Origin of the sequence: Ruegeria jejuensis, from assembly GCF_041537905.1 — a bacterium.
Lineage (GTDB): Bacteria > Pseudomonadota > Alphaproteobacteria > Rhodobacterales > Rhodobacteraceae > Ruegeria_C.
This window is the reverse complement of record NZ_JBGRUO010000005.1, coordinates 45935-69847: the sequence shown is the minus strand read 5'-3', so window position 1 is coordinate 69847 and position 23913 is coordinate 45935. Positions and strand designations below refer to the sequence as shown.

Below are 23913 nucleotides of genomic sequence, written 5' to 3'. Positions count from 1 at the left end.
TTCCCGTTTTTCGAGAGCTCTCACTCCGGTTTTCGGATGTTGAACACCATTTCATGTTCCTGTCGGCTGGCACCTTCACCTACGGCCACCTTATAGCCAGCATTTTCGATGTTATAACCCTTCTGCATAGCGACGATCAGCACAGCGCCGAAGGTGGCGAAACCCAGTACAATGCAGATTGCGGCAAGCACTCCGAGCACGATGAGAACGATGGACCCCGCCGTAAGACCTTCGAACGGACGGGCCAGATGGCTTTGGGATTCGGCCCCGATGAACTGGCCTCCGCGCTCGATGATCTGTGTACGAAAGGCCTCTGCGACGGGGCCATCAATGGCCAGATCAACCGGGGCGTCCTGTTCGATCAGCGTTCGCATTCGGGTGTGCGAGTTGGGCTCGGTCAACGGCGTGATCACCGGCGGCGGGGTGCCGTCGGGTGAAGCATGGACCCGCAGCCGGAAGCTGACATTTCCCGCAGGCACCGGGTGTGCCCAGCGCACCACCAGCCGCAGCCGCCCGGTTGTCCCGCGTTCCGGTCGCGCCTCCAGTTCGGCCCCTGCGGCGAGCGAGGCCTCGGGCGTTGCCAGATCGATCAGGCTCAGCTGTAGGCCCTCGGGGATGTCGACCTCGAACACCTCTTCGCCGTTTGCGACGCGGGGCAACTGAAAAAGCCCCTTATCAGCGGCAAAGCTGCGGATCTCGTCCAGCACCACGATATTGCCAGCGGGACCGGCTTCGGCACCGTCACCCGCGACGGTCAGGGTGCGGCCCTGACCGGATACAGGCGCGGGCGAAGCCGCTAGGTAAAAAGCTGATCGACAAAGCGCGCCGCCGCTTCGGGCGAGGCCCCTTTGCGGATCGCTTCGGCAATCGCCGCCGCCTTCATGTTCCCTTTAGGATCAGTGGCGCCGGTGGAGTAGGGCCGCACCAAACCCTGCTGGGTAGCAATTGTGGTGCGGGTGTGCACCATCTGGGCAGTCGCCTCGATCAGAGATAGCGTTGGCACCCCTGCACTGAGGCCGATTTCTAAGGTCACGCCGATGGGCTGATCCTGCGTGTTGGTGATCACATGCGCGCCAACTGGCATCCCCACCAGCCCGTCGTCGAACCAGCCGATGGTTTCCACGGTGACCCCATAGGTATAGCTGGTGCCGCCGAAGTTTTCCGGCCCGCCGCCCACCACGGTGAACTGGCCGTTCACCCCGGCAGAGGCAACCCAGCCGGTGACCTCGGACAGCGCCCCGTAGAACCCGATGCGACGGCCCGGCGCAAACACGATGCCCGCCCCGGCAGTTGAGCCATCCCCAAGACCCGCGCCAACCCCGCCGCCAAAGCCGATCGTGACATCCAGCCGGTCGCAGATTGTCAGAATCATATCGAAATCGACGAAAGCCGCCGCCAGATAGGTGGCCGGGTTGATCGCGCCCGCCGCCGCGCGGATGGCGTTATCGATGGCAAAGATCAGCACCTCGGCCTGCCATCCCTCCAAAACCGTCGCACCGGGTAGATGCACGGTGTTGTCCGAGAAGGCGCGGCCCATGCTGAAGCTGCCGACACGTCCACGCGACCGTTCCCCGGCGATATCAAGCGGCGGGTCGATCGGAAGCACATTCTCGATGGCGCGGCGATTGGCGTCGCTGAGACGGTTGATGTTGGTGCGGCCATTATCGGTCAGGATCGCACTGCCCGAGCCCGGCGCCATGCCGGTGCGTTCGGCAAAGCTCCGGTCGCTGCCGCTCTGCATCAGCGAACCGCCATGAACAATGAAGCTGCCATGCGGGAAATGCCCGACTTCATGCGAGGTGGTTTCGCCCAGTAGGCGGCCATACATTTGCGCCGCCAGATCCAGATTGGCAGAGCTTTGGCTGCCACCGGCAAGCGTATCCTCTACCGTTTCGACCTCGTCGATCACCCGCATATGGCCCAGCAGAACCGACGCCACATTGTGCAGGTTCAGCGGCGCAGGCAGATCGCCCGGCTGATGATTACGGCCCAGTGTGCTGGTGCCAAAGGCGGTCTGCGTGCCGGTGTCGTGGCTCTCTTCAGGGTCGTTGGCGCCCACCTGCGCGTCGACATTGGCAATCGAGACCGAGGCCGCGACCGCCTCTCCGCCCGGGAACCCGGCATTTGCACCCACCACCAGATGCGCGGGCAGGCTTTCCCCCGGAAAGATCAGGCGGATATTGGTATCCTCATAGAGCAGCTGCATCACTTCGCGCATCTCGTCGATCAGCGCGGCGCGGCGGCTGCGTAATCCGAGACCGTCGAGGAAGGTATCGACATTGGCGTCAAAGACGATCTTCACGAAATGCGGTGAACTGACCAAGTATTTGTTGGATTCGATAGTGGTGCCCGAGGAATCCTTGACCATGCAATCCACATGCGCCACGCCCGGCGCCAGCGAACGCAGCGTGACGCGGGTACCGCTGGCGCTTTGCGCGGTGCCGGAACCTACCTCGAACAAGACACGGGTGCGGTCATCGGCGTCGGGGATGTTCCAGCGGACCGAGCCGCCATCGGGCATGTTGGGCACCGAAACCTCCAGCACCGTAGTGCCCGAGATGTCGTGGGTGTCATGCCCGAAGGTGCGGCGGGACACGCTCATGCCCCGGCTGGTGTTGGCGACGATGAAGCTGCGCGCCAAGGGGCGGGCATAATAGCTTTGGGTGCTGACTGGGATGTCGGTGCGGGTCGGACCTGCGCCGCCTGCGGGGTCCTGCGGCAGCGCGGGCGCCGGGGTGGGCATGGCCACTGGCATCGGCTGGGCAGGCATCAAAGGGAGGCCGCCCACCGAGGCGCGCGAGCGCGTCATCAGCGGCAAGCCTCCAACGGCGGCGGGGCGCGACAGGCTTTGCGCCACCGACATGATGCCGCCACCGCGCGCCCAGTCGATCTTGTCCGGCGTCAGCAGCACACCGCGATTGTGGTGGCTGTCCCCGCTCAGGCCCCGTGCCACGTGCACGCCCATTACCGGGATCGCCTCGGGCAGATCGCCGCCAGAGCTGTCATCGTTGAAATGGGCAAAGACCGGTGAGCCGGAATTGCCCTTACGGGTCTGCAAGTTGTACTCGACGATCTCACCCCCGCCCGTCAGGCGGCGCACCCGGTCGATATCCAGATGCTGGCGGTCGCTGGCCACATCCTGCCCGCCATAGCCGCAGACTGCGATCGGTGCCTCTGGCGAGGGGGAATAGTTGATCAGGCGAAAATGCTCACCATTGGGTGGGCCCTGGGTGACCCGGATCACCGCCATGTCATGGGTCCGATCGCTGGCGCCCGAGCTACGCCAAGTGGGGTGGATCGTCCAGTCCTGCGCCTGCACGCTGAACCGGTGCGGGATGTTGGAATTGCTTTGCTGACCGGGGCGGATCGACACCGATGTGGCCTCTTCCAGCGTCGAGGTGCCGGGAGCGTTGCCAAAGAGGTTATGCCCGGCGGTCAGGATCAGGTCGGGAGCGATGTAGAATCCGGTTCCGCCATAGGTACCCGAGGGCCGGGTCATCACCAGCTTGCAGATGGCCGAGAACGGGAAATAGCCGGTGTTCTGCACGCCGACACGGAAATTCTGATGCCGCGCGGCAAAGCTGGCGATCTGCCGGATCGCGTCCCAGGGATTGGTGGCGTCAATGATCGGATTGACGGCGGCAAAGGGGCGGGCACGGGCGTAATCAAGCGGCATGGCCATGGCATGTCCTTTCTGGGATCGAGAATGAAGGGTTATGTCCGGCGCAAAGGGTCATTGCTGTTGCTGCCCTCCGGGTGCGCCGGTGATGGGCTTGTTTGCGCCCGGGTTCGGGGTGTTCTGCTGGATCTGCGCGATCACGGCGGTGTCGGCGAACCGTTCCAGCGGGAAGTAGTCGGACTTGAACCGCAGATCGACTTCGCCGGTCAGATCGGCCGAGACGTCGATCTCGGATTCAGATGATTTCTTGGAACTTGAGACATAGCTGACGGTGGTTTTCATTGAGGCTTTGACTGGCGACAGGAACCAGCCATAGCGGGCGGATGCTTCGGTCTTGGAGTCGAATTTCTGCGCCGATTCCGCGCGCGAGGTGTCGGTGGTGTCGATGCGGAACCCCATGGCAGCCTTGATCCGGCCGCGCGTGATGACAATGCGGTTCATGCCCATCAACACCATGGTGGCCAGGGTCTGCTGGCGCGATTGCGCGATCTTGCGGCGGGCAGCGGGAACAAGGAGGGTCTCAATGCTTTCCTCGTCTACGCTGGTGACCGCTTCGCCCAGGTTCAGGTCGCCCTGGAAATTGGGCTGCTGCGCGTCATCCGCGCCCTGCTGCGGGACAAGGCGCGGCTGACCCGAGGAGGTATCCAGCCGGATCACCTGCGGATAGGCCCCCGCCAGCCAGTCGCGGGCGTTGTTGTCGGTGATGTTGTCAGCCTCGAATTGCTGCACGGTCTTGGCGACGTTGGACAGCAGCTCGGCATAGGCCTCCATCTGCTGGATCGAACTGTCGACAATGGCTTGAAAGGTGCCCTTGATCAGGTCCGCGACAAAGGTTGGGAAGGCGATGGCATTCAAGGTGTCCTCGGTGATGCGGGCCACATTTGAGGCTGCCACCGGGGTAAAGCCGCCCTCCTGATTAGGCTGAAACCCTTCGGCTTGCGCGCGGGCTGGGGCCGTCATGGTGCCGTCAACCACGCGTTGTTCGCGCACCACCGGGGTCTGGTCGAGCTTCCTGGACTGGGTCCAGTCATCCTCAATCAGTGTGGCGGTATAAGTGGTGATCCGTTCCAGATCATCGCGCATCTTCGACTGCGCTTCGGCGGGCAGCTGGTAGAAGGCGGGCGCGGATTCCAGCAGCGCCTTGACCTGGCCTGCGGCCAGCGCCTGCACCGCGGGCGAGGTCGTCATCTCGGGGCCGGTGTTTGCGCCAAACGGGCCGGGTAGCGGGTTGGTGTCATCAAGTCGAGCCATCATCTCACTCATCCGCCACCTCCATCCGTGACTGTGGCGCCTGCACCCTCGACCGCGCCACCGACGGCGCTGCCCACCGCCCCGGTTGCCGCGCGCCCGGCCTGCCCCGCAGCGTCGATCAGGCCATCGGCGATGGTCGGGGCGGGTTCCTGTGCATGGGCCTGCATCCGGTCCGAGACCACTTGCGCCGCGGAGGGCCCACTGGCGCTGCGCTGGGTCATGCCTGCGGCGGCGTTGACCGGGTGGTTGGCCTCGGGGTTGGGGGTATTGCCGCGAATGCGTTCGATGCTTTCGGCGCGGGCCAGACGGTTCAGCGGCAGGTAATCGGTCTCAAACGTCAGATCGACCTCGCCAGTTAGATCGGCCTGCACATTGATGGCGCTGTCGCTGTCGGATTGCCGCGAACTGACATAAGCCACCGAGGTGCGCGCCGAAAACGCCACATAGAACATGCCCTGGACCGAGTTCTGGTGGCTGAAGTCGAAGGTCGAGGCCTCTTCTGCATGGGCGCGGTCGCTGGCGTCGATATGGAACCCCATGGTCGCGCGCAGCCGACCGTGGCGAATGACGATGCGTTGCAGGCCGAGCATCACCATCGAACTGAGCATCTGCAACCGCGATTCCGCCAGCCTCCGCCGCGCGGCGGGCACCAATTGTTCCTCGATGGTCTCCTCGTCCAGCGAGGCCACCGGGTCGGGCAGGCCAAGGCGGCCCTGCATGCTTTCGAGCGTACTGCCTTCGGCCTCTTCGCCTGCTTCGGTCAGCCCGACACGGGGGGTTTCCTCGGAGGTGTCGATCTGCATCAGGTCCGGGTAGGACTGCACCAGAAAATCCCGCGCCTGATTGTCGGTGATGTTGTCGCGGGTAAACTCGGCCACGGATTTCGAGACATTCTCGACCAGTTCCATGAAGGCCTGCATCTGCTTGATCGTGGCCCCGATGATGGCGTCGAACGTGCCGTTGATCAGGTCCGCCACGAAGGTCGGAAAGGCGATGGCCCGCAAGGTGGACTGGGTGATGTCGGCGACGCGGCCGGTGGCCGATGTCTGCAGGTTGGCACGGGCGGCCTGCGTGCGGGCAACAGGTTGCGCCTGCGGGGCTGGCTGATCCTGCGCAACCGGGCGAAAGGTCCGCTCATGCCGCACCAGTGGCGTCTGGCCGAGCTTCTGGGTCTGCGCCCAGGCATCGCGCGCCAGTTCGGCGGCATAGGCGCTGATTTTAGTCAACTGCCCGCGCATCCGGTCACGGTCCTTGGCGCTGAGCGCATAAAAGCTGGGCGTGCGGTTCAAGAGCGCGTCGATCTGGGTCTGCACCAGTGAAACGGTTTCAGCTCCGGGCCGGATACCCTCGGGCGAGGGCGCGCGATCATAGGGGGCGGGCAGGCTGTTGAAGCGGGTCATTGCAACCACCCCGGCGCGCTCTGATGGGTCGGCTGCGGGGCAGGATCGATCCCGGCGGCGTTGAGCCAGAGTTCAGCCCAGCCAGCGGCCTGTGGTTCGCTGACAATGGTTGCGGCGATCGCGCGGCTGTCGGCGCTGCGCAGGGCGGGCAGGTGATCGGCCATCCAGCCGATCAGGCGCAGCCCGGTCTGGGCGCGGTTGATGTGACCGGCCAGATCGGGTGTGTCCGGCCCCAGCACATTGCGCACCACATCCCAGGCATTTGCGCCCCGGAATAGCGTCGCCAGCGCCCGGTGGTTGAGCGCATCCAGCGCCACCCGCAATTGCTGCGACAACCGCTCGGCCACGATCAGCGTATTGCCCTGCATGCGGCCACTGAGCGCACCCAGCAGCGACTGCGCCGCCACGCCTGCGCGCATTGCCGCTCCGGTCGAAGGGCTATAGCCCCCCAACGATTGCGCCGCCCGCAAGAGCGCGATGCAGAACCGGGCCAGTTGCGGCTCGAACTCGCGATTGACGGCAGTGTCTCCAAGATTGGGGTCAGCATAACCCACGCCGAACACTCGCGCGAAGATCTGGTTGCGTAGATCACGCCCCACCCAGCCTTGCTGCATCGCATCAGCCAGATGCTCTAGCCGCTCAGCCGCCTCGCGGTCAGTCAGGTTCAGGGTAAAGCGGTTTGCGGCCAGCTCCTCTGCCACGCTCATCAGATAGGTGCCCTCGATCTCAGCCGAGAAGTAGAGCGCGGCCACCACCTGCAGCGCCTCGGCGCTGATCTGGCCGCCAAGACCGCCGCGATATTCCGGCAGATCGATGAATAGCGGATCACCGCCCAGCCCCATCGCCACCGTCGCCGGAAACCCCGGACGCGCGCGGTCGAGCAGGCTGGCCACATGGTCCAGCGAGCGCGAGAGCGTGGCGGCGGGGTCGGGCATGGCTCAGCCTCCGAGACCGGCGGGGGGCGGGGGCAGCGGCGGGGCGGGCGGCAGCGGCAGGGCCGCTCCTGACTGCTGTTGCTGCGGTGTGGGCTGCTGCGCGATCTGGGTGATCACCGTTTCGTTGGTGCCCAGCATGTCCATCATGTTTTCCAGCGGGAAATAATCGGACTTGAAGCGCAGATCGACATTGCCGGTCAGCTTGGCCTTAAGCGTCGACTTGCTTTCGCTTTCATCGGTCTGGTTGGTGTCGATATCGGTCTTGACGTTCAGCCGCGTGCGTTCGGATTCCCGGTTCTTGGCGAAGATCCACCAACCATCGCGCTTCTTCTTGTTGTGGCGCTTGTTATAGGTCTGCTCAAAGCTCGTATCGATCTCCTGGTTGCGGCGCAGCACGTCCCTTGCATCAATCGAGAACATGCAGCTGGCCTGAATCTTGCCATCGGTGACCACGATCCTGTTGATGCCCATCAGCACCATCGTGGCCAGCAGCTTCTGGCGGTCCATCGCCATGTTTTTGCGCACGGCGGGCACGATCTGTTGCTGCATCACCTCTTCATCGCCGGGGTCCAGATCAAAGGGCAGCCCGAGGCTTTGCAGAAAGCCGCCCATCTGGTCCTCATTGGCATCCGAGCGCGGTGCGATGCTGGGGGCGTCACCGCTCCAGTCCTGTTCGAACAGGTCGGAATTGCCCGAGACCATCTGGTCCATCGCCTGTTCCTGCGAGACATTGTCCTGCATGTACTGGTCGACCGATTTCGAGACATTGGCGACCATGGTGGCATAGGCCTCCATCTGCTGGATCGAGGTCTGCACGATCGCGTTGAAGACACCTTCGATCAGCGAGGCGCAGAATTGTGGAAAATCAACGGCATCAATGACGCTGGCCAGATCGGTTCCGGCATTCTTGGTGGCGGCATTCTGGAAATCGACGCCGGCACCGGTGAAGCCGCGCTGGCCCTGGTTGGGCGCGCCGGGGCGCGGGGGTTCGGCGAGCGCTTGCGCGGGCGCGGTGCCTGCGGGGTTGTCGATGAAGACCGACATCGGCAGGCCTGCGGTCTCACCACCCGCATCGGTGATGAAGCGGGCCACCTTGACCGTATCGCGCGCCACCTCGCGCTGCTTCTCGGGCGGCAGGGCGCGGAAGGCGGCCGAGCGGGTCAGCACGTTGCGGACGTTCTGGCGCACATGGTTCAGCGTGTCGTCCATCGGGCCTGCCGGGGTCTGTGCTGGATTCTGTGGCGGCGGGTTGGGGGCGGGGTGCATCATGGCGGGCCTCCGTCAGTTGAGCCGGGGTTGCGGCCAGCCGGCTTGCGCGGCAACCGGCGCGCCATTGCCCGGCGGGGGCGGGGCGGGAACCGGGGCCGGTACCTCGGGGGCTGTCGCCGGGGCGGTCTCCATAGCGATGGGGCGCAGGAACAGTGCCAGCCGCGCGGGCATTTCGGCGCGCACGCGCACCGACAGCACGGTGACCGAACCCGGCCCGTAATAACCATCCGGCGTCATCGCGGTCATCCAGCTATCCAGCGCCGACAGGTTCTGCGGGCGTTCGGTCAGCGGCAGACGCAAGAGCGGCAGGAGCTGCTCAGGTGTGTCGGGCAGGGCGTCGATATTCACATCGACCCGCATTTCCGGTCCCTTGGGTGTGTTGAGCAGGGTCAACGTCGCTGCACGTTCAGGCAGGCTGAACCGCGCCCCCAGCACAAAGGCCAGCAGGGTCTGGAAGCCGCCATGGCGGGGGCCCATGCCAAGCGCCTCCATCAGCGGTTTGAACGCCTCCAGCGAGGTCTCGCCGGGAATTTCGAAAGAGGCTTGTTGCCCGCCGCTCATTGCAGAAGTGCGGATCACGGTGGCGAAGGGGCGTAGACCGGGCAGGGCGGTCAATGCCGTCTGCGCCAGTGCCATCACCGGCGCAGGCAGCAGATCAAGCGTTTGCGGTCCCCACTCAAAGGCCGCCTGTACCTCACGCAGGCCCGATCCATCGACGCCCAGCGCGTAATGCGCCCCGCCCGAGGCCGAGACTCCATAGCGGGCGCGTGCCGGTTCCGAACGCTGGTCATACCAGCGCAGCGGGTCATGCCCGAAATGGCTGTAGATCATCGAGCGCACGGTGTCGTTGGTCATCTCGCGCTGATCTCCGGCGCCGATCCCGCGTCCGGTCGGCGTGACCTGAAAGGCCAGTGCGCGAGACTGGTTCTCGAAAAAGCTGGGCTCAAAACTGCGCGAGGCCTGAGCGCCCAGCGACGGATCGCCCAGCGACCAGTCCAGCGAGCGGTCAAGTGCGCGCGCCACCTGCCGGTCCGAGGTCGGATCGGCGGTCATCAGGCGTTGCGCGGCGGTGTGCAGCACGTTCTTGGCGGCATCGGCGGCGCGGGTGTGATAGGTCATCGGACCCTCCCTTCAGGCTGGTGCCCCGGATCAGAGCCGCGGCAACATGGACAGGATCTGGTCAGGGCTGGGCGTCTGCCCGCTATTGACCAGATCGCGCAAGGCGTTGACGCCGGTCATATCAACCGGGGGCATCGCACCGCCTCCCATGCCGCTCATGCCGCCCAGATCAGGCAGGCTGGGGGCTGCGTGGGTTTCGACCGGTTCGGAATATTCGTCGATCAGACCATCGCCGATGCCGGTCACTGCGCGGAAATGCTGCGCCGCGTTGACCAGACGGACAGAGTCGGCATAGCTCAGATCACCATCATTGGCCTGGGTGTCCGAGAAGAGCGGCGTTGCCGCGCCCTGCGACCAGACGGTGTGGTTCTCGGCGATCACCGACATGATACTCTGGGTTTCCACCGCCAGCGTGCGGTGCAGCACGGTGTTCACGGTGATGCCGAACTCGCGCTGGCTGACCCGCTCGATCACCTGCCAAGGTGTGGTGACGCCAAAGGCGGTGCGCACCGCAGGCAGGCCGAGCACTTTCATCACCTGCTTGATCTGATGCGCCATGCGTTCGGCGGTAAAGGCTGTGCCCGCCCAGCCGCGCAGCGAAACATTTGCGGCGAAATCGCGAACCGCCTTGCGCACGAACTCGCCCGAGGTCAGTTGGAACCGGCGTCCGCGTGCGGCATTGTCGAACTGGGTGACAAGGCTGCGCTGACGCTCATATTCGGCGATCGCGGAAACCGAACGCATCAATAGCGTGTTGAACTCGGTATTGGGCTGTATGTCGAAGGCCAGCTCGCCCCCCGGCGCGCCCAACACGCGCGCGTAGATCGAGCGCCGTGCGGCTTCGTCCAGCAGATCGTCCTGATCCCAGTAGAGGTTGTCCAGCACCCGCGCGGACCCATCAGAGGCCGGTATCGGCAGCAGACCGGCCACAAACAGCTCCAGTATGCGCGCGCAGGCCTTGATGGCGAACTCAAGCTGGTAGCCGACATAGATAGTCGAGACCGCGCGGATATTCTCGCGCTCGATCTCATCATTATAGCCTGCCGGATCATTGAGCGGTGGCAGATCGACATTGGCAACGCCGCCGCCGCCTGAGCCGCCCGAGGCGACATCGCCATTATAGGCGGCATCCACGGTGGGGGTCAGCAGGGTGATGTCGCCCTGATGTTCGGGATAGGTGTCGACCGCCTTGCGGGTGGCCACGGCAAGCGATTGGAAAAACGCCTTGTCGCCCTTGGCCAGTTTACGGCGGATAATCTGCCAAGTACGGACAAAATACCCAATGCGCTGGGTCTGTTCAGGATCGGGCGCGGTCATCTGCAGGAACAGCTCGTTGCCGTCATTGTCGACCTCGCCGCTCTTGTGGCTGTCGATCGCAACGGTGCCGGATTCCTCGGCACTGCCTGACAACTCGGCCACCGCCTTTTGCGCATGGGCGAAAAAGCGGGAATCCTGCGGGTTGTAATGCCCGTCGAGCAACATCAGCGCTGTTGTGGCCGCAGACCAGACCGCCGCGTCATCGCCGTCATTGGGGCCATGCCCCAGCAGCGCGACCGAGGTGACCACGGCGTCCACGTAAATCCGCTGATTGGTGCTGTCGCGCAGGGCGGGTGGCAAGCCCGCCGGGTTGAAGGCCAGTTTTTCGAGAATCTCGTCCCGAATGGGTGTTGGGTCGAACATTTTATCCTCCGTTCCCGTGTCGCCGGGGGTTTGGGTGTCTGCCCGCGGCGCAGGCTGGATGGTTTTGCCCATTCGGGCGGATTCGAGCGCATGCTCGAAGAAGTCCTTGTCGAGATCGCCGCCCAGACCGGCAGCGGCGCGCCAGATGCCGCGCACCCGGTCCTGATGCACGCTAGCGGCAGTGACATTGCGCGACAGCCAATTGGCGCTGTCCTTTTCAACTGCGCCGTTTGCATTGGCGAGCTTGGCCATGCAGATGGCCCGCGCGACCAGGGCCGAGGCGGCCTCGGCAGCTTGCAGGCTGGTATGATCTTCGCGAGCGCTGCGCAGCTGGAGCGTTACCGTCTCCAGCATGTCGATATCCATATGGTCTGACGCGGCCTCGGCGACCTCGGCGAGCGCCTTGGTCTCGGCCTCAGTGGCCGCGCCTTGCATCACATAGCGCGACAGAATGGCGAGCCCGTCCTCGCCGACGGTGTCGATAAAGCTCATGGGCTTACCTCCTCATATGCCGGTAGTATTGCGTCGAGCCGCGCCAGCGCGGCGGGAATGTTCAGCATGCCCCAGCCGGTATCCTCATCCGGCTGACGGCCATGGTTTTCGGCGGAATAACACAGCGCCTGGCGCGCCTCTTCGGTGGTCAGGTCATGACCGCGCCTGCGCGCCCGGGCCGCCAACAGAGCGGCAGCGCCCGAAACGAAAGGTGCCGCGTGGCTGGTGCCGGTCGAGCGGCCATAGCCATGCAGCTTGGTGGAATGCACCGCCTCGCCCGGCGCGCAGAGTGCGATATGCGGGCCTTTTGTGGAAAAGCCCGAAACCCGGCCATCCAGCGCCATCGACCCCACCGCGATGCATTGCGGCAGGGCGGCGGGGAAGTATTCCTCGCTCAATCCGGAATTGCCCATCGCAGCAACCGGGATCGCATTGCGGGCGGTGGCATAAGCGATGGCATCCGTATGGGGCGGTGGGGCGAGCGGATCGAGATCATCGCTCGCGGTGCCAAAGCTCATGTTCAACACTTTGGCGCCCAGATCGACGGCGGCCTTGATGGCGGCATCAATGTCCGACAGCCCCCCGACGCCGAAGACCGGACCTTCGCCCGCCTGCGCAGCCGCCAGCGCGCGCACCGGCACGATACGACAGGCCCCGCCGACGCCATGGGTCATCGAGAGTCCGCGCGCACCGATTATGCCTGCCACATGGCTGCCATGGCCGGTTTCGTCGCGGGCGCAGAAATCGCGGCCCAGGCTGTCACCCACCAGCGACACACCTTCGCTGATCTGGCCCATACCCAGATCGACCGTGTCATAGCCAGCAACAAGGCGGCCGTTGAATTCTTCATGCTCCAGTGCCACGCCGGTATCGATCACCGCCACGGCAATGGCGGGCGATCCCGGTTCTATCGCAAGCGCCGCCAGTGCCCCGACATGATCGAACGGGGCGCGAGGATCAGCATTGTGGTCGCGATCCTGGAGCATGGGCGGCACCGTTGAGAGCGGCTCGGCGCGGACCCAATCCACCGCATCGGCATCGCGCAGCGCCTTGACCACATCATTGGCGCGCGCCGGTTCCGCCAGTTCGATACACAGGACCCGCGACATGCCAAGCCGGGTTTCCAGATCGTTGTAATCGGCGTCCCGCTGGCCGATCCGGTTCACATGAGTGCCCGCATGGAACACCCGGCGCGCGCGCATTCCGGTGGTCTGGCGCAGGATCGCGCGGTCCACATCGCCGCTGCCATCGACCGATCCCGACGCCCGGCGCGCTCCATCCAGCACATCCAGATGGGCCGGTGCGCGAGTCTCGACGCCTTGCCGCAGCTTGAGCTGGAGGTGCCCACTGCGTCTCATACGCCGGACCCTCCGCTGAGGTCGAAATCTTCCATCTCACCATCGGGCATCTCGACGATCAGTCTGCCGGGTCCCATGGCCCAGCCCTGCGGCAGGGCGAAAGAGACAGACGAAGGCTTGGCCGCCAAGAGGTTCAGGTTCTGCCCGTCCAGCCGCGCCACCGGCAGACGACCGCCATCGGTCAGATTGGCGCCGCGCAGCTCGATATTGCGGGCATCGGGCTTGATTGCGAGCTTACGGCGGTGCTGTCGCAGCCGGTCCGCGATCGGGTTTGAAATCGGAGATGAGGATTGTTCGGGCGTTGGCGCGGGACTGTTCGGCCCTTGCTGCGGTGCAGCCGGAGAGAGCGGGCCGCGCGGCGGCCAGAGGCCACCCGGTTGCGGCGGCGGGGCCGGGTCGGGCTGCGGCGGAATCGCGCCGTTGCTCCGGGGGGGGGCAGGTTGGCGCACCGGTTGCGGCGGGAGGTCCGGGGTTGGCAGATCCGGCGCTGTTGCGTCGGGAACTGGCACCTCTGGTGTCGTGCTTTCAGGATCGACCACATCGCTCAATCGGGGGCGCGCCAGATTGAGCGCACCCCGGATGCGGCCCAGATTGATGCCGGAGTGGCGCGACAACCCCTCGTCGCCCGCATTGCGTTCCAGATTGCGCAGTTGGGCGGCATTGCGCACGCCAACGCGCGCCAGTTGTCGCCGCTCGTCGGGGGCCAAACCAAGCTCGTCCAACGTGGGCGCATTCGCCATTTCCATCGAGATCGTGTTCTCCTCGATCATCGGGCGCGTTATGGTGGTGAAACCGATGCTCACCGTGCTGGCTCCTTCTTCGTTTGGGGCGGCGGGGCGGAAGGTTACCCGTCCGGCCTGATCCATTTCGACGAACACCTTGAGATCGACGTTGAAATCCTTCAGCGCGAAGGTCAGGGGGCGGTTGACGGCCTTGAGCCGCAGCGCATCCTGCGTCTGATCAAGCTGAGCGGTGATCGCCTCAAGAAACTCCTCAATCGGATAGCCGCCGGCGGGGGACATCACATCGCCTCGTCTGGTCCGGTGGCTGGGGTTGTCGTGTCCGGCAGCGCCTCATGCGGTGCCTCATGAATGGTGATGCGCGCGCGATGCGCGATCGGCTCGAACCCTGAGCGGAAGGCTGACCATGGCGGGTGGGCAACAAAGACCGGCCCATCAGCCCCACGTTCCAGCGACACGAGCAGCGGCAGATCAATCTCGGCCTCGGTCACATACAGGCCGGGATGCTCGGGCGTTGCGCCGTCGGCCAGCGCGGTCAGGGTTTGTGCGAGCGTTGCGCGGATCATGTGCCTCCTCCGTTATTGTCCATCGGCGGCAGGGGCGGCGGCGGTGGCAGGGGGGCGCCCGGTTGCGGCGGGGTCTCGCCGCCCTGGCCCGGGGTTGCGCCTTCGGCGGGTTGTTGCGGTTGGGTTGCCACATGGGCGTTCTGGTTGATGAGCTGGATCGCGGCGCTGTCGGCGAAGCGTTCAAGCGGGAAGTAATCCGAGCGGAACCGCACCCGCACCTCACCGGTCAGATCGGCATTCATGTTGATCTCGGACTGGGCGTTGATGTTGGTGGTGTTCACCAGAAGGCCGCTTGCCGCGAACTGGTTCGAGCCCAACTGCCCCGCCAGCGACCAGTTGGTCGGCTTATAATCGGAAAAGGTGAGCGAGGTGCTCTGGCTGGCATCGATATGAAAGACCAGCTTGGCATTGATCTCGCCATCCGAGACCACGATGCGGTTGATCCCCATCATCACCATGGTCGCCAGCGACTGGTGCCGCATCTCGGCCAGGGTCTTGCGGGTCTGGGGCACGACCACCTGCTCGACCGCGTTCTGGTCCAGATCCATCGGGCTGTCGAAGCCCAGATCCTTGAGGAAGCTCGGCAATTGTCCCGCGCCCACGGCCTGGGTGTTCACCGTCATCTGCGGCTGGCCCGAGGTGATGTCCTTCTGGAAGATATCACCGTAATTCGAGGTCAGGTGATCCCGGGCCATATCGTCCGAGATATTGTCCTCCATGAACACATCGACGGTCTTGGCGGTCTCGGCCAGCAGGTTGGAATAAGCCTCCATCTGCTGGATCGAGCTGTCGACGATGGCCTGGAACGTGCCCTGGATCAGCGAGGCGCAGAAATCCGGGAAGCCGATGGCGCCGAGCATGGTCTGGGTAGCGTCCCCCGCATCCTGAAAGATGTTGCTGCCGCCCTGCGCACCTGCGGGCCCACCGGGCGCGGGGGGGCTGGCAGCGGGCGGCGGTTGCTGGGCGGGAGGTTGCGCGCCACCCCCACCGCCGCGCATCTGGCTGAAATTCGGGGCCATTTGCCGGGCCGGAGCAGCAGCGGGGCTCTGACCAAGATAGCCGAACACTTTGGACATCGCCGCGTACATCTCATCGCGGTCAGCGGGCGACATGTCCTGCCAGGCCTTGCTCTGCGCCAGCATTGCGTCAATCGCGGGCCGGTCCAGATACGGCGTCTGCGCCTGCTGGTGGGGGTCATACATGGGTCGCCCCCGGTGCGGATGTGGCGACGTTGTCACGCAAGGCGGGCGAGACCCGCAGCTTCAGCAGCGCATCCCCTTGCGGACCTGGCCCCAGCGAGGTGACCAGCGTGTCGAGGGTGGAGTCCGGGTCGGGCAATTGCACCGGCGCCTCGGGGCCAAGCCCGCGCAGCGCGGTCAGTAACGCGAAATGGCTAACATCATCGAGCGTTTCGGTGGGTGCAAGGCCTTGCGCGGTCTGGAAAGCGTTCAGGCTGTCATGCCCCAGCGCCTGCAACGCGGCGGCCAGCTTGGCGGGCGTGTCGAACGGGTTGATCGCTGCGCGGCTGAGCGTGGTCGCCTGTGGCACACCGCTCAGGATCGCCAGAGTCAGCAGCATCGCCTGACCGCGCCGGTTCGCGATGCCCAGAGCGTCGGCCACCGGCAGCATCGGCTCCAGCCGCCGGGCGATGATCTGGGCGCGCATCGCCGCCTGGAAGGGCGGATGTTGCGCCGCTTTGCGGAAGCGGTCGACCCAGGGGTCTTCCCAGATATCGCGACCCTCAACCGGCTGCACCCGCGCGCCGCGCCCGTCCGGCGCATCACCACTCTGTGGGCCCGAGGCGGTGGTAACCGCGATCAGCTGATCGCCAGCGGGGCCGAATGTGGCGGCGAACCCGGCCGGGTCGGCGGCCTGCATCAGCGTCAGCAATTCACCCAGCTCGCCGCTGTCCTGCCCGGCCTGATGCGGCCCCAACGACAACCCGTCATGGGCGCGCTGGTAGTAAGGATGGGTCTGGCCCAGACGGCCTCGGAAGGCCCCGTCGAGATTGAGCGCCTCGTAGCGGCCCGCGGCACCCTCGGCCAGAACCGTTTGGACCAGCGCGTCTTTCCAACCCTCACCACCTGCCGCAGGCAAGGGGGCGGAGGGCGTCGGTTGCGTCGGGATAGGGGCAGGTGGCGGCGCATCGGTTCCAGTCGCAGGCGCGGGTGGCGGCGTTTCGTCCAGCGGCGGGATCGGCGTTGCTGCGGGCGGCGGTGCACCGGCCCCGTTCATTGGCCCCAGGCCGTCATCGTAATGCGGTACCGGGGCCTCTTCCGGGGTGTTTGCGTCATAGTCGCGGAACATGGCGGATACGCCAGACCCAGCCCCATAGGCATAGTCATCATCAATGAAATCATCGGTTTGCGGCTGAGGGGCAACGATTTCAGGCGCTGGCGCACCGTTCTGGGGCGCCGGGTCTGCGGCCACCGGGGCGGTGCTTTGCGCGGGTGCTTCCCGGGCTGGCTGTGGCGCGACCGGCGCAGGACCGTTCACAGCACCCGGCGCAACCTGGCTTGGGCCGTTGATCGCCCCGGTCGGAGGCGCGCTGACAGGTTGCGGCGAGGCAACCGGCATCTGCATCTGCGGGTTCGGGGCTTGCACCGGCAACCCTCCGATCATCCGGGGCAGCGGCGTTTGCGCAGGGGTTGGCGTCACCGCCATGACCCGACCCGCAGGCCCGACCGAGCCCAGCCGATGCACCGCCATGCCCAGCACATGGCTCAGGCTTGCCGCACTCAGATCGCCGGCGAGGCTGACAAACGGGGCCTCGGCAAACCGGTCGGGGGGCAGTGAGTAGATCCCGTCCGTCGCGGTTTCGTCGCTGTAACCCACCGCCAGATAGAACAACCGGGTCGGGCGCGGTTCCTGACTGATGACATCGCGGATGAAGGCGCGGGGCAGCATGTAAAAGCCGGTCTCGATCTCGATGGGCAGGCCCTGAAAATCCTGCCGGGACGAGCGGAAATTCTTCGGCGTCCGGCGATGCGCCTCGGCGGGATCAAACAGCGCCGGTTCCGTTGCGACGATCACGTCAAAAAATCGCATCCCCGGTGCGCTGACCTGAAACGAGAGCGACGGGTCGGCACGCCGCAATTCCCGGCGCGAGGGTGACACGGTCACAGGCATCGCCGCCGACGGCGCGCCCGAACTGATCCGCGGCGTTACAGGCATGGGCCGGGACGGAGAGGATGAGATATTCATGGGCGGGTTCTCCTGTCGTGGGCGGTGGCCTCGTCCATCAGCCGGGTGATGAGCGCGGGCAGCTCCTGCAACTCGTGAAAGCCAAGCCGCTCTTCGGTCTGACCGGCTTCGGCGCGCTGACGGGGATCGGGAATGCGTTCGACCCAACCCCGCCAGACCTCTGCGGCACCGGCGATCTCACGGGGTTCGCACCGGTAGATCACGACAAAACGATGGGACTGGGTGTGACGGGCATGGGACACGTGCGACTCGGGCTCAGAGCAGGGGTTCAAGGCCAGTCTGCACAGGGCGCGACACCGCGTTCTCACCGCAGGATCACAGGGATATCACAGGAGTATGCTTGGCGAAACAAAAGGTTACGCCAAAATCAAGGCGACAACAGGCCAGACGGGCGTGGCGATGTGACAGTTTTAAGAGGCCCGTGCGCGCGTCAGCGTGCGGTTTGCTCAGGCGGGTTCGGAAGGGCCGCCGCGCAATTGTTGGCTGACATCTTCGAGCCAGCCGCGCGCGGTGTTGATATTGGCAAGCGCCAGATCGACCTTCTGCGCAGGGCTGCGGCGGCTACCGTCCTGACGCGGCGGCGCTTCGACCACGCGCTGTTCCGCGGCGCGGCTGGGACGCGGCGTGACGGCCAGCAGGGTTTCCTGAATCCGCCGTGTCTCGTCCATCGGGGCGACGCCCAGTTCCTCGCGCAGGATCTGCTCGCAATGGGCGTATTGGCGCAACGCCAGCGGGCGGTTCCCAGCATGATAATGGCAGCGCATCAGCGCCCGGTGCACATGTTCCAACAACGGGTCGAGCGCCAGCAGCACGCGCCCGTGACGCAGGCCCGAGGCCCAGTCCTGTCGCCCCATCGCGGCGCGCAGCAGAAACTCCAGCGCTTCGGTGAAATTGGCGCGCAGGCTTTCTCGCCAGAGCAGGCACCAGTCGGAATAGACCGATTCCAGCAGATCACCGCGATAGGCTTCGACCGCGCGCTCGATCCGGTCAAGGTCAGCGGCGGACACCGTTTCGGGGTTTTCGGTGGCGACGATCTCTGCCGCCTGGTTCAGGTGGTCCACATCGACCTCATGGTCGGGCTGGCGCGTATAGCCGACCTCGTGCTGGGTGCGGACAAGCGAGGTCGCAACATCCATGCCGATGGCGCGCAGCGCAGCAGTGATGCGCCAGAGCTCGGTGTTCAGCGCCTTGCGCCCGCGCGTCTCGGGCAGATGGCCCCAGAACTGTTCGGCCAGGCGGGCCCGGTGAAAGGTACGGCCGGATTCCAGAACCAGAAACGTGAACAATTCGGTGCCCCGACGGGTGTGCAGATCGGCGCTGCGTCCCCCTTTTCCAGTGACCGCAAATTGGCCAAGCAAAAATATCCTGATCATGGGACCTCCTGATGTCGGCCCATTGCAAAACTTGTCGAAATGATGAGGTCGCGTAGAACAGCTTACCCAGCGTCAATTTTGAACGAGACATCCGAGTCGTGCAACCTTTTGTTGTAGAGTTCTCTTTTTGTCTGCACAAAATGGCCACATCCGGGCCAAAGGATGGGTGCCGCGCGGCGGCCCATCGCCTTTATTGCGAGTAATTCGCAAAAGCCTTGACAGTTGCGAGTGATTTGCATTTACACGCGGGCGACCTATCTGCTCTGCAAGGAGACACGGATGCTGACGACCCTGTTCAAGACCACCTCTGCTGCTGCCCTTGCGATTACCCTCGCGACAGGCGCGCAGGCGGGTGACAAGATGAAGGTGGTGACAACCTTTACCGTTCTGGCCGACATGGCCGCGAATGTGGCGGGCGAAGCGGCCGAGGTGGTCTCTGTCACCAAGCCGGGTGCGGAGATCCACGGCTATGAGCCGACCCCGCAGGATATCGTGCGTGCCTCGGATGCCGATCTGATCCTGTGGAATGGCATGAATCTGGAACTGTGGTTCGAACAGTTCCTGTCCAATCTGGATGATGTGCCGTCTGTCACGTTGACCGAAGGAATCGATCCGATCCCGATTGCGTCAGGAAATTACGAAGGCAAACCCAACCCACATGCTTGGATGGGTCTGGATAACGCCCTGATCTACATCGACAATATTGAACGGGCTTTTGCCGAGCATGACCCGGAGAACGCCGAGATCTACGCGAGCAATGCCGCCGCCTACAAAGACAAGCTGCACGCCACCATCGAGCCGTTGCGCGATGCGATTGCCGAGATTCCGCAAGACCGCCGCTGGCTGGTCACCTGTGAAGGGGCGTTCAGCTATCTGGCCCGCGATTTCGGGATGCAGGAGCTGTATCTCTGGCCGATGAACGCCGATCAGGTTGGCACACCGCGACAGGTCCGTGCGGTGATCGACGGGGTGCGCGACAATGACATCCCGGTGGTGTTCTGCGAAAGCACCGTCAACACCGCCCCGGCCAAGCAGGTGGCGCGCGAAACCGGCGTTACCTATGGAGGCGAGCTGCATGTCGACTCGCTGAGTGAGTCGGGAGGGGCAGTACCGACCTATCTGGACCTGTTGAAAGTCACCTCTGGCACCGTGGCGCAAGGGCTGACCGCTGCCACGAACTGACCCAGGCTGGGTACGAAGGAATACCAAATGCGCGATGATCATAGCCCAGCCAGAGATGTGTCAGACACCGGCGGGCCGGGCGGCGGCATCCGCGCACAGGATGTGACGGTCACCTACCGTAATGGCCACACCGCGCTGTGGAATGCCAGTTTCGAGATTCCGCGCGGCACGGTAACGGCGCTTGTGGGTGTCAACGGCGCGGGCAAATCGACGCTTTTCAAGGCGATCATGGGTTTTGTGCCCGCCGCGCAGGGCGCGATCAGCATCCTCGGGATGGGGGTGAAACAGGCGCTTGGCAAGAACCTCGTCGCCTATGTCCCGCAGTCGGAGGAGGTCGACTGGGCCTTCCCGGTTCTGGTCGAAGATGTGGTGATGATGGGTCGCTACGGCCATATGGGCTTTCTGCGGCGGCCCAAACAGGCCGATTATGACGCCGTTGATCAGGCGCTGCGCCGAGTCAACATGCAGGAATTCCGCCACCGCCAGATCGGTGAACTGTCGGGCGGTCAGCGCAAGCGGGTCTTTCTGGCCCGCGCGCTGGCGCAGGACGGGCAGGTGATCTTGCTGGACGAACCCTTTACCGGGGTTGACGTCAAAACCGAGGACCAGATCGTCGCGCTGCTGCGAGAGCTGCGGGATGAGGGCCGGGTGATGCTGGTTTCGACCCATAATCTGGGCTCGGTGCCGGAATTCTGCGACCGCACTGTGCTCGTTAAAGGCACCGTGCTGGGTTATGGCCCGACCGAGACAACCTTTACCCGCGAAAACCTCGAAGAGGCGTTCGGCGGCGTGCTGCGCCACTTCACGCTGGGCGGCGACACGCTGCATGACGACGAAGACGCGCGGCAGGTCACGATCCTGTCCGATGACGAACGCCCCTTCGTGCAATATGGCGACAAAACCCAGCGCGCGGAGCCTCAGGAATGATCGAGTACCTGGCCGAGCCCTTTGCCTACAACTACATGACCAACGCCATGTGGGTGTCGGCACTGGTCGGCGGAGTCTGTGCCTTTCTGTCCGCCTATCTGATGCTCAAAGGCTGGTCGCTGATCGGCGATGCGCTGTCCCATTCGGTGGTGCCGGGGGTGGCCGGGGCCTATATCCTTGGGCTGCCCTTCTCGCTGGGCGCCTTTCTGGCTGGCGGGCTGGCGGCGGGGGCGATGCTGTTCCTGTCCGAACGGTCCGGGCTGAAGGTGGATGTAATCATCGGGCTGATCTTCACTTCGTTCTTCGGGCTGGGTCTGTTCATCGTATCGATCAACCCGATGTCTATCTCGATCCAGACCATCACCATGGGCAACATTCTCGCCATCACGCCCGAGGACACGTTGCAACTGGCGATCATCGGCTTTGTCTCGCTGACGGTGCTGCTGGCGAAGTGGAAGGACCTGATGGTCACCTTCTTTGACGAGAACCACGCCCGCGCCATCGGGTTGCGCCCCGGGTTGCTGAAAGCGGTGTTTTTCTTACTGCTCTCAGCCTCGGTTGTGGCGGCGATGCAGACGGTGGGCGCGTTTCTGGTGATTGCGATGGTGGTGACGCCGGGGGCGACAGCTTATCTGCTTTGCGACCGGTTTCCGCGGTTGATCCTGACCTCGGTCCTGATCGGGTCGGCGACCAGCTTTCTCGGCGCTTACATCAGCTATTTCCTCGACGGAGCAACCGGGGGAATCATCGTCTGCCTGCAAACGCTTCTGTTCCTTGCGGCCTTTGTCTTTGCGCCCAAACACGGGTTGTTGGCAGCGCGGCGCAAAGCGGACGCGGCGCTGGCGCGTCGCCCGACCCCCAAACCGGAACGAAAGGCAGCCTGATGGAGATCGAAACCCTTCTGCTGCCCCTCCAGTTCGGCTTCATGCAGAACGCCTTTCTGATCTCGATGATCGTATCGGTGCCGACCGCGCTGCTGTCATGTTTTCTGGTGATGAAGGGCTGGGCCTTGATGGGCGATGCGGTTAGCCACGCGGTGCTGCCGGGGATCGTGCTGGCCTATATCTTCGGCCTGCCGCTGATTGTCGGTGCCTTTGCAGCGGGCATGACCTGCGCGATGGCGACCGGGTATCTGTCCAGCAACAGCCGGGTGAAGCAGGACACGGTCATGGGTGTGGTGTTTTCCGGCATGTTTGGGCTGGGCATCGTTCTCTATGTTTCGGTGCCGACCAACGCGCATCTCGATCATATCCTTTTTGGCAACATGCTGGGGGTGGAGCCACACGAGCTCTGGCAGGCCGGGATCATCTCAAGCGGGGTGGCGCTGGCACTGGCACTGAAATGGAAAGACCTGCTGCTGCACAGTTTCGATCCGGCGCAGGCGCGCGCCTCGGGGCTGTGGGTCAACTGGCTGCATTACGGCTTGCTGGGTGCGCTGTCGCTGACCATCGTGGCGACGCTGGCGGCGGCAGGGCTGATCCTGGCGATTGGCCTGCTGATCGCACCGGGGGCGATCGCCTTTCTGGTCGTGCGCAAGTTCTCTACCATGCTCTGGGTCTCGGTTCTGGTCTGTATGGCGGCGATGCTGATGGGCACCTATGCCAGCTTCTTCCTCGATAGCGCGCCGGCACCGACCATCGTGTTGATCCTGACCGCGATGTTCCTTGTCGCCTTTATCCGCCGACAGATCATCACACGCCGCATGTCGATGCGCCGGGTCGAGGCCGCCTCTCTAGAAGGCCCGGCCTCCTGATGGCGCGCATCGTGATTGCGGGCGCGGGTGCCATCGGTTGTTTCACCGGCGGGTTGCTGGCGCGGGGCGGGCACCAAGTCACGCTTCTGGGACGCGCGCGCGTCTTGGATGCAGTGCGGGAGAACGGGCTGACGGTCAGCGACTTCTCGGGGCTATCGGTCCATATCGCCGCCACCGATCTGACGCTTTCCGACGACCTGGACTGTTTTGCCGACGCCGAACTGGTGATCGTCACGGTCAAGACACCCGCCACCGCAGAGATCGCACAGCAGATCGCCACATATGCCCCGCCCGATGCGCCGGTTCTGTCCTGGCAGAACGGGATCGCCAATGCCGGCACCTTGCGCGCTGCGTTGCCAGATCGCGATACCCGCGCCGGGATGGTGCCTTTCAACGTGGTGCCAAAAGGGGCGGGCAGCTATCACCGGGCCACCTCGGGTGATATCGTGATCGAAGCGGGGCCGGGTGGCTTGGGCCAGGACCTGAACGTGCCGGATCTGGCTGTGAGCGAAAGCGACCGGATCGAAGCAGTGCAATGGGGCAAATTGCTGATCAATCTCAACAACGCGCTCAATGCGTTATCGGGGCTGACATTGCAGGAGCAATTGCTGGATCGGGACTGGCGGCGCCTGATGGCCGACCAGATGCAGGAGGCGCTGGCGGTGTTCAAGGCCGCCGGTATCGCGACGCAATCGACCACTCCGCTTGCGCCTTGGATGCTGCCCCATGTCTTGCGCCTGCCGACTCCGCTGTTTTTGCGGATCGCGGCGCGGATGCTGACCATTGATCCCCATGCGCGGACTTCGATGGCTTACGACCTGATGGCGGGCCGATTGACCGAGATCGACACGCTGCAGGGCGAGGTTGTCGCGCTGGGGCAGCAATATGGCCGCAAAACACCGATTTGTGCGCGCGTCGCGGCCCTGATCCGCAGCGCACCCAATCACGCCCTGACCCCGGACGACATTCGCGCCACCTGAACCTG

20 protein-coding genes are annotated in these 23913 nt (G+C 64.5%); 5 read left to right on the top strand and 15 right to left on the bottom strand.

All coding sequences use genetic code 11. From position 1 onward, the window contains the following. Positions 1-20: 20 nt before the first annotated feature. The 15 genes from AB1E34_RS07775 to AB1E34_RS07705 all read right to left on the bottom strand — a co-directional run bounded on the left by AB1E34_RS07775 (position 21) and on the right by AB1E34_RS07705 (position 19066). Positions 21-707: a hypothetical protein gene (locus AB1E34_RS07775; protein WP_372571770.1), complete on the bottom strand. Its 687-nt coding sequence runs from the start codon at positions 705-707 to the stop codon at positions 21-23. Positions 708-796: 89 nt separating this feature from the next. Then, a complete protein-coding gene (locus AB1E34_RS07770; protein WP_372571769.1) occupies positions 797-3682 on the bottom strand; it encodes a trypsin-like peptidase domain-containing protein in 2886 nt (961 codons plus the stop codon). Positions 3683-3733: 51 nt separating this feature from the next. Then, a complete protein-coding gene (locus AB1E34_RS07765; protein WP_372571768.1) occupies positions 3734-4942 on the bottom strand; it encodes a hypothetical protein in 1209 nt (402 codons plus the stop codon). Continuing rightward, on the bottom strand, positions 4939-6330 hold the full coding sequence (locus AB1E34_RS07760) for a hypothetical protein (protein ID WP_372571767.1): 1392 nt from the start codon (positions 6328-6330) through the stop codon (positions 4939-4941). Before AB1E34_RS07760 ends, AB1E34_RS07765 begins: the two co-directional genes overlap by 4 nt. Then, a complete protein-coding gene (locus tag AB1E34_RS07755; RefSeq protein WP_372571766.1) occupies positions 6327-7265 on the bottom strand; it encodes a hypothetical protein in 939 nt (312 codons plus the stop codon). The genes AB1E34_RS07760 and AB1E34_RS07755 overlap by 4 nt, the downstream gene beginning before the upstream one ends. Positions 7266-7268: 3 nt before the next feature. Then, entirely contained in the window at positions 7269-8534 is a 1266-nt protein-coding gene (locus tag AB1E34_RS07750; RefSeq protein ID WP_372571765.1) for a hypothetical protein, read from the bottom strand. 12 nt (positions 8535-8546) lie between these two features. After that, positions 8547-9653, bottom strand: coding sequence for a hypothetical protein (locus tag AB1E34_RS07745; RefSeq protein ID WP_372571764.1), 1107 nt, complete (start codon positions 9651-9653; stop codon positions 8547-8549). A 30-nt stretch (positions 9654-9683) separates the two neighbouring features. Beyond that, positions 9684-11825, bottom strand: a complete 2142-nt coding sequence (locus AB1E34_RS07740; RefSeq protein ID WP_372571763.1) for a hypothetical protein — start codon at positions 11823-11825, stop codon at positions 9684-9686. Continuing rightward, the gene (locus tag AB1E34_RS07735) at positions 11822-13183 is read right to left on the bottom strand and encodes a S8 family peptidase (RefSeq protein WP_372571762.1); all 1362 of its coding nucleotides are present in this window, start codon (positions 13181-13183) and stop codon (positions 11822-11824) included. The genes AB1E34_RS07740 and AB1E34_RS07735 overlap by 4 nt, the downstream gene beginning before the upstream one ends. Beyond that, positions 13180-14205, bottom strand: coding sequence for a hypothetical protein (locus tag AB1E34_RS07730; protein ID WP_372571761.1), 1026 nt, complete (start codon positions 14203-14205; stop codon positions 13180-13182). The genes AB1E34_RS07735 and AB1E34_RS07730 overlap by 4 nt, the downstream gene beginning before the upstream one ends. Next, entirely contained in the window at positions 14205-14489 is a 285-nt protein-coding gene (locus AB1E34_RS07725; RefSeq protein WP_372571760.1) for a hypothetical protein, read from the bottom strand. Before AB1E34_RS07725 ends, AB1E34_RS07730 begins: the two co-directional genes overlap by 1 nt. Then, positions 14486-15691 (bottom strand): hypothetical protein, encoded by a 1206-nt coding sequence (locus AB1E34_RS07720; RefSeq protein ID WP_372571759.1) that lies wholly within the window; start codon positions 15689-15691, stop codon positions 14486-14488. The genes AB1E34_RS07725 and AB1E34_RS07720 overlap by 4 nt, the downstream gene beginning before the upstream one ends. Next, on the bottom strand, positions 15684-17693 hold the full coding sequence (locus AB1E34_RS07715) for a hypothetical protein (RefSeq protein ID WP_372571758.1): 2010 nt from the start codon (positions 17691-17693) through the stop codon (positions 15684-15686). Before AB1E34_RS07715 ends, AB1E34_RS07720 begins: the two co-directional genes overlap by 8 nt. Continuing rightward, a complete protein-coding gene (locus AB1E34_RS07710; RefSeq protein WP_372571757.1) occupies positions 17690-17935 on the bottom strand; it encodes a hypothetical protein in 246 nt (81 codons plus the stop codon). The genes AB1E34_RS07715 and AB1E34_RS07710 overlap by 4 nt, the downstream gene beginning before the upstream one ends. A gap of 204 nt (positions 17936-18139) precedes the next feature. Next, positions 18140-19066 carry an AfsR/SARP family transcriptional regulator gene (locus AB1E34_RS07705; RefSeq protein ID WP_372571756.1) on the bottom strand — a complete coding sequence of 309 codons (927 nt, stop codon included), beginning with the start codon at positions 19064-19066 and terminating at the stop codon, positions 18140-18142. Between the two features lie 279 nt (positions 19067-19345). Between AB1E34_RS07705 and AB1E34_RS07700 the strand changes: the two genes are divergently transcribed. The 5 genes from AB1E34_RS07700 to AB1E34_RS07680 are packed head-to-tail and all read left to right on the top strand — an operon-like array spanning position 19346 to position 23908. After that, positions 19346-20248: a metal ABC transporter substrate-binding protein gene (locus tag AB1E34_RS07700; protein WP_372571755.1), complete on the top strand. Its 903-nt coding sequence runs from the start codon at positions 19346-19348 to the stop codon at positions 20246-20248. Between the two features lie 27 nt (positions 20249-20275). Continuing rightward, entirely contained in the window at positions 20276-21175 is a 900-nt protein-coding gene (locus AB1E34_RS07695) for a manganese/iron ABC transporter ATP-binding protein (RefSeq protein ID WP_372571754.1), read from the top strand. Further along, entirely contained in the window at positions 21172-22059 is an 888-nt protein-coding gene (locus AB1E34_RS07690; RefSeq protein WP_372571753.1) for a metal ABC transporter permease, read from the top strand. The genes AB1E34_RS07695 and AB1E34_RS07690 overlap by 4 nt, the downstream gene beginning before the upstream one ends. Then, complete coding sequence (locus tag AB1E34_RS07685; RefSeq protein ID WP_372571752.1) at positions 22059-22928, top strand: metal ABC transporter permease; 870 nt, start codon at positions 22059-22061, stop codon at positions 22926-22928. The genes AB1E34_RS07690 and AB1E34_RS07685 overlap by 1 nt, the downstream gene beginning before the upstream one ends. After that, positions 22928-23908 carry a 2-dehydropantoate 2-reductase gene (locus AB1E34_RS07680; RefSeq protein ID WP_372571751.1) on the top strand — a complete coding sequence of 327 codons (981 nt, stop codon included), beginning with the start codon at positions 22928-22930 and terminating at the stop codon, positions 23906-23908. The genes AB1E34_RS07685 and AB1E34_RS07680 overlap by 1 nt, the downstream gene beginning before the upstream one ends. Positions 23909-23913 lie beyond the last annotated feature (5 nt).

Excerpts from the sequence above, each read along its gene's own strand:
- AB1E34_RS07770 (WP_372571769.1), bottom strand. The coding sequence starts at position 3,682 with ATGGCCATGCCGCTTGATTACGCCCGTGCCCGCCCCTTTGCCGCCGTC.
- AB1E34_RS07765 (WP_372571768.1), bottom strand. The coding sequence starts at position 4,942 with ATGAGTGAGATGATGGCTCGACTTGATGACACCAACCCGCTACCCGGC.
- AB1E34_RS07760 (WP_372571767.1), bottom strand. The coding sequence starts at position 6,330 with ATGACCCGCTTCAACAGCCTGCCCGCCCCCTATGATCGCGCGCCCTCG.
- AB1E34_RS07755 (WP_372571766.1), bottom strand. The coding sequence starts at position 7,265 with ATGCCCGACCCCGCCGCCACGCTCTCGCGCTCGCTGGACCATGTGGCC.
- AB1E34_RS07750 (WP_372571765.1), bottom strand. The coding sequence starts at position 8,534 with ATGATGCACCCCGCCCCCAACCCGCCGCCACAGAATCCAGCACAGACC.
- AB1E34_RS07745 (WP_372571764.1), bottom strand. The coding sequence starts at position 9,653 with ATGACCTATCACACCCGCGCCGCCGATGCCGCCAAGAACGTGCTGCAC.
- AB1E34_RS07740 (WP_372571763.1), bottom strand. The coding sequence starts at position 11,825 with ATGAGCTTTATCGACACCGTCGGCGAGGACGGGCTCGCCATTCTGTCG.
- AB1E34_RS07735 (WP_372571762.1), bottom strand. The coding sequence starts at position 13,183 with ATGAGACGCAGTGGGCACCTCCAGCTCAAGCTGCGGCAAGGCGTCGAG.
- AB1E34_RS07730 (WP_372571761.1), bottom strand. The coding sequence starts at position 14,205 with ATGTCCCCCGCCGGCGGCTATCCGATTGAGGAGTTTCTTGAGGCGATC.
- AB1E34_RS07725 (WP_372571760.1), bottom strand. The coding sequence starts at position 14,489 with ATGATCCGCGCAACGCTCGCACAAACCCTGACCGCGCTGGCCGACGGC.
- AB1E34_RS07720 (WP_372571759.1), bottom strand. The coding sequence starts at position 15,691 with ATGTATGACCCCCACCAGCAGGCGCAGACGCCGTATCTGGACCGGCCC.
- AB1E34_RS07715 (WP_372571758.1), bottom strand. The coding sequence starts at position 17,693 with ATGAATATCTCATCCTCTCCGTCCCGGCCCATGCCTGTAACGCCGCGG.
- AB1E34_RS07705 (WP_372571756.1), bottom strand. The coding sequence starts at position 19,066 with ATGATCAGGATATTTTTGCTTGGCCAATTTGCGGTCACTGGAAAAGGG.
- AB1E34_RS07700 (WP_372571755.1), top strand. The coding sequence starts at position 19,346 with ATGCTGACGACCCTGTTCAAGACCACCTCTGCTGCTGCCCTTGCGATT.
- AB1E34_RS07695 (WP_372571754.1), top strand. The coding sequence starts at position 20,276 with ATGCGCGATGATCATAGCCCAGCCAGAGATGTGTCAGACACCGGCGGG.
- AB1E34_RS07690 (WP_372571753.1), top strand. The coding sequence starts at position 21,172 with ATGATCGAGTACCTGGCCGAGCCCTTTGCCTACAACTACATGACCAAC.
- AB1E34_RS07685 (WP_372571752.1), top strand. The coding sequence starts at position 22,059 with ATGGAGATCGAAACCCTTCTGCTGCCCCTCCAGTTCGGCTTCATGCAG.
- AB1E34_RS07680 (WP_372571751.1), top strand. The coding sequence starts at position 22,928 with ATGGCGCGCATCGTGATTGCGGGCGCGGGTGCCATCGGTTGTTTCACC.